Here is a 9,152-nt window from a genome sequence, read left to right on the forward strand (position 1 = left end):
GACAACATCCCCTCCCCCTTTCCACCGCGTCAGACGCCCGTAGCAGCCCGCTACGGGCTTTTTCATGCCCTGCCCTAGCGTCCAAGCCTCACGGCCGCGCTCGGCCTCTCTGGCGGCCTTCTGGCGCTCCTGCTGCGGCGTCCGCTCGTGGGCCGTGGCGCGGGTCCGCGCGCCGGCCTCGTGCGCCTGGCGCTCGCGGGCGAGGTCCAGGGCGGCCGTCTTCACGTTCTGCCTTGCGCAGATGAGATAGGGGTCGATAGAGAAAACGGGAAATAAAGCACGGTAAGACAGCGGCAGGCCATGCCATGCTTGGTCTTTCTGGAATGGTGTCCAGTTGAAGTACGCCTCAACCGGGCGTCAGGCACCCCACCTATGTTGCGTCAGATTAGGATCGTTTTTCGCCTTTTCTGACGATCTGCGCTCGGCCTCTCAGGCTTCAACCTGACAGATCAACCGCTAGCGTGCTTTATTTTCCGAATTCTGAGACGACCCCAGCAAGTAATCGGCCTGAATTGGCAGTATCAGCGCGCGTAGTAAGTCATGGATCGCCGGTTGCGGCAGTCTGCGCGCCAGATTAATTACCCGGTCGAACTTCAGTTTATCCTGCTTGCGCTTGTCGGTCTGCTCCATCAGATTTCATGGCCCCCTTCTTCATGCTCATGCTCATGCTCATGCTCATGGGTGTGTTCTTTTCCGGTATGGCTCTGTTCCGCCTGAGACGTCTGCGGCATGGCGTAATCGTCGTAAATGCTGCTGTCAAAGTCGTAGTCTGATGCTTCGGCATAATGCTCGTAATCGGCATACTCCTGCGCGCTCCACTGCTGATCGTCGGCAGCAGCATAATCATGGGCCAGTTCTGCATCATTTTGCTGTGCTTCATGACGCCGCAGGCCAACGGAATCATCCATAGGGTTCTGCTTAAGATGAAAGGCGTCCTCTGCGTTGCTCACCGGCTGATAATCAGTGCCGGTTGTCATGTTATGTTCATCGGGTTTCTGGTTAAACGCCATGCTTTCCCCCGTGGCTTCTGGCAGACCTTTTTCAGCTGATCGGGTTTCTAAACTGGTATCGCGGCCAATATCCTTAAACCTGGCCTCAAGCCCAAAGAAACGGTCAATTTCTGCGGCCGTGGTTTTCGGGCTGTCGCGGCTCACGCTCGATGCCAAAGATTTTTTATCGTCGGTAAAAATTTCCACCTCATGACGCGCACGCGAAATACCAACATAAAAAACGTCCTTAGAAGTGGTAAGCGATTTGGTATCTATGTTGAACAACACGCGATCACAGGTAAGCCCCTGGGATTTGTGGACGGTGGTTGCATAAGCATAGGAAAGATAAGAAGCCTGTTTTTTGTCCAGCTCAACCGTGCGCCCTTTTTTGTCCTCAAGCGTCAGTTTTTCACCCTCCACGGTTTTCACCGTGAAGCGGTCGCCGTTGGCAACGTCCAGCGTTTTATCGTTACGCGTTACCATAACCTTATCGCCCGGCGCCAGTTCGGCGCTGACTGCCTGGTATACAGACAGCTTGGTGTGTGTACGCGGGCTGAAAGCGATCTGCTCACCGCTGCTGCTTTCAACCGTCAATTTGTTGCCCGGCCCGGTATCAAGAACCTGGTAAGACTCGCCCCGCTTCATACCATTTTTGTAATCCTGTTCGGGGATAATGATTTGCCCTTTACTGAAATAACGGCTGTCGCGGCGTTCCGCCTGTGTCGAATCCACGCGGTCAAGTAGCGTGAACGTTTCGCCGGTTCCGGCAAGCCCCAGATTGCCCCGGATGTAGTCATTGAGGGTTTTGCGTGAGGCGTTCGTACCAGAGATTATCAGGGTGGCATCCTGTTGTTCTGAGGACAGAGACAGGTAGCGATCGGCTAGTTGAGAGAGTCGGGGCGCTTCTTCCTTCAGTTCGTTCACGCCGGTGATATTTTTCAGGGCGCGCGCGGCATTACCTTCAGCGGCATACTTAACCGCCTCAAGCAAAACTTCATTCTTCTGTCGCTGAATGTCTTTCATGTAGCTGGTCTGCATACCTGCTTTAATCAGCTGCTCAAAAGGCTTACCGGCTTCTACCGCTTTCGTCTGTGACGTATCCCCCAGGAATACCGCGCGAGCGTTATGCTTCTCGATCACCTCCATCAGCTGTTTCATCTGTCGGGCGGGTATAACCCCGGCTTCATCAATGAATACGACTGATTTTTCATCCAGCTTTTTATCCTTCGCTTTGAGGAAAGCGGCAACGGTGCGGGCCGGTAATCCATCATCTTCAAGCGCTTTTTTCTGTGTCCCATAGGGGGCCAGCGCCGTGACCTTCAGCCCTTGTGACTCCAGCAGCTCTTTAGCGGCCATCGTCATATAGCTTTTACCGGTACCGGCGTAACCATGTGCGGCCACAAACCGATCTTTGCTCGTCACAATTTCTGTAACCGCGCGCATCTGCTCCTTCTTGAGGGTTTTCCCGGCAAGCAGCTGGCCTGCAATCTCTGCGGTCAGCTGTCGCGGCATCTGCCCCCGGCCGCGTGATTCGATAGTCAGAATGGAACGCTCAAGGCGAATACCCTCCACGGTAGTGACGCGGTGGCTGGTCTTTTTAAGCCTGCCGTTTTTAATACCATCATCTACCGCAAAACGGGCTTTATCCGCACGCATCCCGCTATTCGTCAGCGAGTCGATCCACTCTTTGCGCGTCAGAGTTTCGGCCATAACTGAAGCACCGACCTTCAGAGTTGATTGATACCGGGCTTCGCCCTCGATGATGGCGCCCTTCTGTACCGCCTTCAGGTACGCTTTTTCAACATCGGCTATTGTGGCATGGCCCAGCACCTGCTTATTAGCGATTTGAATCAGCTTCTGGCGTTCAAAGCTGGCATCGCGCTCTGACAGCGACTTAACTGCAAACTGGATAGCCCGGTCAGCTTTAACCTCCGGGCTGGTAAAATCCGGGGCCATGTTGCGCGCTATATCAGCCTCCAGAGGTTTACCGTGTCCCTGCCATTCACGGTTATCAAAATCAATGCCGAGCGTTTTGGCGCGGCTGGCCCATTCCTGGTGAATTTCTTCACGGGAATGCTCTGTTTTCTTTTCACGCGTAGCCATCGAGACGCGGCTTTTCGTCTGAGCATCGGCGGTTTCCCGCGTCAGCCCCATTGCAGCGAGTCCCTTTTCAATTTGCTCCGACCGGCGGGAAAAAGCGCGAATCTGTTCATCTGAAAAATGGGCCATATCGAACGTGTTATTTTTGCTGTTGTAACGCAGCTCATAACCGGCTTTGGTCAACTCCAACGCCAGCTCCTGTTTGTAAACATCGCCCAGGTGCATTTTATTACGCATCAGCTCATCATTTTTGAGCGCGCGCCACTGGCCGTCCTCGCGCTGGGTCATGTTCATGACAAAAGCGTGTGTGTGCAAATCAGGATCTAGCGCCCTGGACGTTTCGTGGCGGAAAGTAGCGACGACAAGGTTATTGGTATTCTGGGTTACTGATTTCCCCTGGCGAGTCGTCCGGGCCTGCGCGAGTTTTTCAGCTTCACGCACAGCAGCGGCAACAGCTTTTTCATGAGCCTCGATAATGGTTTTATCGCCGTGTATCAGCGCCTGCATGGATACCCCTTTAGGCGCTGAAAACGTCAGGTCGTAGCCCAGACGCTCTTTTTTGGCATCACCCACGTGTCGCTGCATATGCGTGAAGGTATCTATCTCACCGACAAGCAGCTCTTTAAACCGGGCTGATTCAACGTCCCCGGATAAGCCGAGGGCTTCAGCTCCGGTTCCCTGCCAGGACGTGAATGATGAATCCTTACTGTAGTAATCATCCTTTGCATCAGAGTAGTAGCCCACAACGCTAGTGACGTTCTGGCGGGTAATCGTGGTTATATCAAGCATCAGATATCCCTCAGTTCAATGCCAGGAACAGGGTTTTTGCGATGGTATTTAACGTGTTTAGCCTTGAACTTAGCGACGGGCATATCACCAGGCAACGCCAGATAGCCGGTGAGGTTTGGCAACATTGATATTTCGGTAGGCGTTACGGCACGAACAACTTTAACGTCGCGGCGTTTACGGACAATCCAGGGCTTCTGAGGATCGGATTCTTTACGCTCAACTTCGCCTTCTATCTCACCGAGTGAGCGCGACATTTGATCCAACGTTTCATCACCGAGACGGCTGCCGCCCAGCACGATGTTAGAACGCATGTTAGCCAGAATTGTCTGAGCCATATCCCGACCATAAACCTTAACCAGCTGAGAATAGGTTTGATAGCCAGCATAAACACACAGACCGCTTTTACGCCCTTTGGTCAGTGCATCGTTGAGGTTTGGCAGAAACTGGAGTGATTCCAGCTCGTCAATAAATACATTAATGCGGCTTTCTTTTTCACCCATACCCAGCACGATAGAAAAAATCGAATCCAGCCAGCAGGAAATTAGCGGATTAAGTGACCTTTTCATTTCTTCCTGCCAGGTGATAAACAAGGTTCCCGGCTTTCCATCATCAAGCCAGTCACGCAGGGAAAAATTACCTTCCGGCATTTTCAAATGTGGGGCAAGATTCTTACTGAGAACAAATCGCGCGCTTCCAACTGCTTTTTCAGACCCGGAAAAAATAGCTTCGGCAGGCGTCCCCATTAAAAATTCTTTTAATTTTTTCTGGTCAACGTTACAGGCCCAGTGAATAACTTCTTCCATAGTTACTGTGCTGTATAGGCTGTGAAGTTTTTTCGAAACTTCACTAAAAATAAGACGGCCATAGCCGAACCATTCTTCAGTAGCCATATCAGGGCTTTCCTGAACAATAGAGTTCACTAAGCGCTCGTAATCATATGAACGGCGAATTTCATTGAAAAACACCCAGCCTTCAGTGCGTTTATCATAGGCGTTTAAAATAACATCGCCGGGACGATAGAAATTCTTTAAGAACCCCCCATTTGGATCTAAAGCAATATTTTTGCCGCCTCTAATGATGCTCTTAAATAACAGTTCATTGAAAATTGTGGTTTTACCAGTACCGGTTGTACCGGCAATCGAAAAATGCAAGTTCTCAGCGTATGTAGGTATGGGGATATTAGCCACGGTTAACTGGTTGACACCTCTTTCGCGTGTTTTATCAGCGAGTGTTCTGGCGCTAACAAGCTCTGTACCACGATAAATCTTTTTGAATCTTTCGCCTTTAAACACGCGTGATTTATCATAAATGATAAAAGCGATCAGACCGCCAACACCAATAAACCAGCCAGCAATTAAAGCTGACCATAAAGGCCATAGCGAAAAAGTATTCTTAACCAGATACGGAATCAGGTATTTAGCCGTGGATGGATCAATACCGTAGGTAAATTTTGCAACTAGAAACCATACCATCACTGGAGGCAAAGTAATTGCAAATAAAAATGCTAAGCCTCTTTCTCTATCGTCCATTTCAGCGCTCCTTTTTTGGTTCCCAGACTTTGTAGCCGTTACGTTCAACCTCTGCTTTTGCCGCTTTGGTTTTGCCCGGTTCTGCTATCGAGCGCAGGAGGATTAGCGTTTCAATAGCGAGTGATTCATGCAACATCATCTGTCCTGCCGGTGGGAATTTTACGCCAGATAGCGTTTCGGTTATTGCCTTCAGCTCATCGCGCAGTGGGCCAAAATCCGCATCTGAAGCACGGTCAAAAAGATAATCCAGTTTGCGATTTACGTCGCTCAGCCGGTCGGCAACTATTTTCAACCCGGACTCCCGATCACCTGGGCCAGCTTCAATGCAGCGCCGCAGATAATCTGACCGATTACCTCCTGAAACCAGGTCTATATAGGCCAAAAGTTCATCTGATACTTTTGCGGTTATTATTGGCATTCAGTCCTCACATTGTGCATTTTTTAAACAAAAAATTGGGATCTAACAAGCTGAAATCTTAGTATTACCAAAGTAATAAAGCAAACTCATTATAAAACAATGAGTTATTGGGTGTTTTTAATACCTAATTATTACCGAATATTGTTGCTATTTATTTTTTTATCTTTTAAATCAGTATGATAGCGTGATTTATCGCGCTGCGTTAGGTGTATAGCAGGTTAAGGGATAAAAAATCATCTTTTTTGGTAGGGGCGATCTACGTAGGTTAAGGACTAACTGGCTAAAAAGCGTTCAATATTCCGTATTCATGCTTGCATGAATACCAGTACAACAAAAGTACATCAAAATTACATCAAAATTACATCACTTGAAGGTTGACAGTACAACAAAATTACATCATTCTTTGGTCATGAGGTAGCCAGTACAACAAAAGTACATCAAAAGTACATCAAAATTACATCAAAATTACATCAAAATTACATCATTCTAAATGAGGGTACTATGAAGCCCAAAAGTATCAGGGCGGCACTTCAGTTGATGTTGCCGGAAATAGAAGAAATGCTGTCACTGGGAGTTTCCAGGGAGGAAATTTATAAGGCAGTTTCTGAACGCTTCGGCCTGGAAGGTGTGAACGTTCGTAGCTTTGATACGTCCCTATATAGAGCGCGGCAAATCCGGAAAAATGGAATGCACAATACACATGAAAGGATGCCGAACAATGATGATAGTGTATTGCACAATACACAAAAAGGAGGTAGCGAGAAAGGTGCAGAGGAAAGTGTATTGCACAATACACAAACGCCGCCTGAGCCTGAACCGCAAGGAAGTGAAAAAAAAGAAAGTCCCGGCATTATTGATAAAGAGTTCTTCAATAAAATCAGTGAAGATTTCGACCCTAAGATGTTCAATAAAAAATTCTGAGGTGATTTATGAAAGTAGCGGTAATTAATTACAGTGGCAGCGTTGGTAAAACCTTAATTTCATCCTACCTGTTAGCCCCGCGTCTGACTGGAGCAAAATTCTATGCGGTTGAAACTATCAACCAGTCTGCTTCCGATCTGGGGATTGAGAATGTTTCCATTTTTAAAGGTGATGACTTTTCACGGTTGATTGAAGATATTGTTTTTGAAGATGCCGGGATTATTGATATTGGTGCGTCAAACGTAGAAGCGTTCCTGATGGCAATGTCCCGCTTTGACAGTGGCGCGAATGAATTTGATAAGTATGTAATCCCGGTTACGCCTGATAATAAGGCCATTGATGAAAGCCTGAAAACAGCACATACGTTAAGTAAGGCAGGTGTAAGCAGCGATAAAATCATCTTTGTTCCAAACCGCATTAGTCCAGATAGTGAAGTAGAGGATGTACTGGCGCCGGTATTTGAATTTGTCAAACGAACGAAAGTTGGCAAAATCAGCAAGAAATCTGTTATTTATAACAGTGAAGTTTTCGAATATCTCGCGTATCACCGTATCTCATTCGAAGCATTGACCGCTGAAGATCCAGAAGAATTTAAAGCCCGCGCTAAACAAACAACGGATGCTGACGAGCGCAAAAAACTGGCCCGCCGTTATACCTACATGAAACAGGCAATTCCTGTTAAAGCTAATCTCGATAAAGCATATGCGGCTTTAATGGGAGAATAAAATGGAAAAGCAGCCAGATAAATTTGAAGTTCTGATGGATTGGTTTTTAGGTGACGCGAAGGAAATCACCGCAAGTCAGAAAGAAATGACTGAGATACTTTCTGCGCTTTCGGAAAAGCTGGCAAAAGACACCGAAAGTTTAGGAGAGACGGCAGACTCTCTTAAACGGACTTTAGTAGAAAACCAGCGTTCAATTAGCCTGGCAATTAGTGATGATGCTAAGGCGCGTGAGGAATTTCTGACGAAGTTCCGCCGCGCGCAGGCGTCCAGAGCTGAGACGTTAACCCGTCAGATCCTTTTTATTACAGCTGGCTGCACTATTGTGGGCGCCGCCGTGGGTGCCGCGATAGCCATAATTCTACTGAGATAATGTAAACCGGGCATGTCCCGGTTTTTTTTCAAGCGAAGCGCGGAGGCCGCAGGCCGGAGGCATTAGTGGCCGCCGCCCGAAGGGGCGAGACGCGTAGCGGCTCGATGCGCAGCACGGCAGAACGGCCCCGCAGGGGTAATGCCCGGTTTAATTCAACGTGACAGTCACGTGGAGGAAAAATATGAATGACCGACAGCGTGAACAAGCCCGTATTCGCCAGGCCCGGCGCCGCGCGCGACTCAAAGAGGAAGGCGCTAGCGTGACAGTCACGCTAACAAAACAGGAAGAAGCAATGTTACAGGAGCTTTGCCGGGTTCGTCGTCCAGGACGAACAGCCTATTCCACGAATGAGTTTTTCCAACTGCTGCTGATCCGAAACTGGCAACAGTGGCAGGAGCAAAAGGCGCAGCTGGGGAAATGCCAGGCTTGCGGAAAGCTGAAAGCGGAGGGAGGTTGCGGCGGCGAACGGCAGAGCGAAACCTTTAACTGCTGGCTAGCCGTCGAAGCAAACGAGCTTAATGTGTAGTGTATTGTGCTATACAGAAATTGCCAAAAGCAGCGCGGAGTAATAACTGAAACGGCCGCGCAGCGGAAAGAAAAAAGCCCGGTCAATCCGGGTTTTTTTCTTTCGGCGGCTCAGTAATCGTCTAGATCTCCGCAGCCCAGCGGGCAACAATTACGCTCAATACCGTGGCTGCAATAATCGTTTTCCCGATCCTGCCGGATTTCTTCCGCGATCTCGTCTTGGGTCAGATAGTCAAATTCACGCCGCGCTACCGCGATCAGTTCTTCCCGATACTCGGCCGGAACGCCAGCAAGATAGCCGTCAATAACCGCGCTCAGGCGGCGCTGATACAGTTCATAAATCAGGCCGCAGCGGGGCTGCTGTTCGCGCGCAAAACTCTCACACTGGCGACGAAAATCTTCAAGAGTCTGCTCAAGGGTTTGTGTGGTCATGTCGTTTGTCCTCGATCTTTCTGTTAAAGACCCGGCTTGGCCGGGTCGTCAGTGCTATTTAGTTTGTTGCAGCAGCTGGTCTAATTTTGCCGCCAGTGCATACGTCGATGTGAAAGCGCCTTGCAGGCGCTGATTAGGCAGCTGGTTGAACGCTTCGAGGCAGGCGCGCAGCAATAATTCTTTCTGAGATTCGACTTCTTTTTTCAGCTGGGAAGGGGTGGTAACAGTGGTCATGCTTACTCCTTAGTGATCCGATACCGGCAATTTTTCGGGTGGCGGTATTGCCTCCCGATGATTTAATTATCGGTGATTACGCCTTTAAAGTCAATACAAGTACGGAATTTATTTACATGT

10 protein-coding genes are annotated in these 9,152 nt (G+C 49.0%); 4 read left to right on the top strand and 6 right to left on the bottom strand.

Translation table 11 applies throughout. The annotated features are described in order from the left end of the window. Positions 1–456: 456 nt before the first annotated feature. From OGV93_RS13100 to OGV93_RS13115, 4 genes are read right to left on the bottom strand one after another with little or no spacing between them, the layout of a single operon-like run. The gene (locus tag OGV93_RS13100; RefSeq protein ID WP_001749978.1) at positions 457–630 is read right to left on the bottom strand and encodes a hypothetical protein; all 174 of its coding nucleotides are present in this window, start codon (positions 628–630) and stop codon (positions 457–459) included. Continuing rightward, complete coding sequence (gene mobF, locus OGV93_RS13105) at positions 630–3,878, bottom strand: MobF family relaxase (RefSeq protein WP_059333668.1); 3,249 nt, start codon at positions 3,876–3,878, stop codon at positions 630–632. The genes OGV93_RS13100 and mobF overlap by 1 nt, the downstream gene beginning before the upstream one ends. Further along, the gene (locus OGV93_RS13110) at positions 3,878–5,407 is read right to left on the bottom strand and encodes a type IV secretion system DNA-binding domain-containing protein (protein ID WP_001749976.1); all 1,530 of its coding nucleotides are present in this window, start codon (positions 5,405–5,407) and stop codon (positions 3,878–3,880) included. The genes mobF and OGV93_RS13110 overlap by 1 nt, the downstream gene beginning before the upstream one ends. Position 5,408: 1 nt before the next feature. Continuing rightward, the gene (locus OGV93_RS13115) at positions 5,409–5,699 is read right to left on the bottom strand and encodes a hypothetical protein (protein ID WP_000706094.1); all 291 of its coding nucleotides are present in this window, start codon (positions 5,697–5,699) and stop codon (positions 5,409–5,411) included. Positions 5,700–6,326: 627 nt separating this feature from the next. Here OGV93_RS13115 and stbA point away from each other — a divergent pair. The 4 genes from stbA to OGV93_RS13135 all read left to right on the top strand — a co-directional run bounded on the left by stbA (position 6,327) and on the right by OGV93_RS13135 (position 8,367). After that, complete coding sequence (stbA, locus tag OGV93_RS13120) at positions 6,327–6,746, top strand: plasmid stabilization protein StbA (protein WP_001749974.1); 420 nt, start codon at positions 6,327–6,329, stop codon at positions 6,744–6,746. An 8-nt stretch (positions 6,747–6,754) separates the two neighbouring features. After that, a complete protein-coding gene (stbB, locus tag OGV93_RS13125) occupies positions 6,755–7,471 on the top strand; it encodes a StbB family protein (RefSeq protein WP_001749973.1) in 717 nt (238 codons plus the stop codon). A gap of 1 nt (position 7,472) precedes the next feature. Next, positions 7,473–7,841 (top strand): plasmid stabilization protein StbC, encoded by a 369-nt coding sequence (gene stbC, locus OGV93_RS13130; protein ID WP_000414913.1) that lies wholly within the window; start codon positions 7,473–7,475, stop codon positions 7,839–7,841. 181 nt (positions 7,842–8,022) lie between these two features. Further along, entirely contained in the window at positions 8,023–8,367 is a 345-nt protein-coding gene (locus tag OGV93_RS13135; protein WP_000999874.1) for a hypothetical protein, read from the top strand. 110 nt (positions 8,368–8,477) lie between these two features. Here OGV93_RS13135 and ccgAII read toward each other — a convergent pair whose 3' ends face one another. Continuing rightward, entirely contained in the window at positions 8,478–8,798 is a 321-nt protein-coding gene (gene ccgAII / locus OGV93_RS13140) for a protein CcgAII (protein ID WP_001749971.1), read from the bottom strand. 54 nt (positions 8,799–8,852) lie between these two features. Then, the gene (gene ccgAI, locus OGV93_RS13145) at positions 8,853–9,032 is read right to left on the bottom strand and encodes a protein CcgAI (protein WP_000214483.1); all 180 of its coding nucleotides are present in this window, start codon (positions 9,030–9,032) and stop codon (positions 8,853–8,855) included. Positions 9,033–9,152 lie beyond the last annotated feature (120 nt).

The sequence above is a fragment of the Citrobacter sp. Cb031 genome (genome assembly GCF_030336725.1).
Lineage (GTDB): Bacteria > Pseudomonadota > Gammaproteobacteria > Enterobacterales > Enterobacteriaceae > Citrobacter > Citrobacter braakii.